Source organism: Photobacterium malacitanum, assembly GCF_900185615.1.
Lineage (GTDB): Bacteria > Pseudomonadota > Gammaproteobacteria > Enterobacterales > Vibrionaceae > Photobacterium > Photobacterium malacitanum.
On record NZ_FYAK01000046.1, the window covers coordinates 1 to 658 of the forward strand.

The window sequence follows — 658 nt, forward strand, 5'->3', positions numbered from 1 at the left end:
TGGTTCATGACTGGGGTGAAGTCGTAACAAGGTAGCCCTAGGGGAACCTGGGGCTGGATCACCTCCTTACCTAAAGACTTATACTGTTTTATGCAGTGTCCACACAGATTGCCTGGTTAAAATGTAAAAGAACATCTAAGTTACCCATAACTTAGAAAACTTAGTCCCGTTCGTCTAGAGGCCTAGGACACCGCCCTTTCACGGCGGTAACAGGGGTTCGACTCCCCTACGGGACGCCACTTCTTTTCATCGGAAGTAAAACGATGGGCGATTAGCTCAGTTGGGAGAGCACCTCCCTTACAAGGAGGGGGTCACTGGTTCGAGCCCGGTATCGCCCACCACTTTCTTTTGAATAGAACTTCTCCTAAGAAGTAAAACTTGATGGGGTTATAGCTCAGCTGGGAGAGCGCCTGCCTTGCACGCAGGAGGTCTGCGGTTCGATCCCGCATAGCTCCACCACTTTCTAAATACATTCGTAAGAGTGTGATTAGAAAGTGGATTAGTCATTGTTAAAAATGACAAAACACATGTTCTTTAACAATCTGGAAAGCTGACTAGTAAATTCAATCGATAGATTGATTTTAAAAATGTTCTTCGAAAGAAGAACGAGTTCTCAAAACAACACACATTCAAGTGTCTTGATTTTGTTTTCACTTTT

Annotated in this window: 3 tRNA genes and 1 rRNA gene; all 4 read left to right on the forward strand. The window is 44.5% G+C overall.

The window, feature by feature from the left end:
* Nucleotides 1–69, forward strand: a 16S ribosomal RNA gene (locus tag PMAL9190_RS19955); the annotation flags it as partial.
* A gap of 94 nt (nt 70–163) precedes the next feature.
* A tRNA-Glu gene (locus PMAL9190_RS19960) sits at nt 164–239 on the forward strand.
* A gap of 26 nt (nt 240–265) precedes the next feature.
* Nucleotides 266–341: transfer RNA gene (locus PMAL9190_RS19965), tRNA-Val, on the forward strand.
* Nucleotides 342–383: 42 nt separating this feature from the next.
* Nucleotides 384–459 (forward strand) — tRNA-Ala (locus PMAL9190_RS19970).
* Nucleotides 460–658 lie beyond the last annotated feature (199 nt).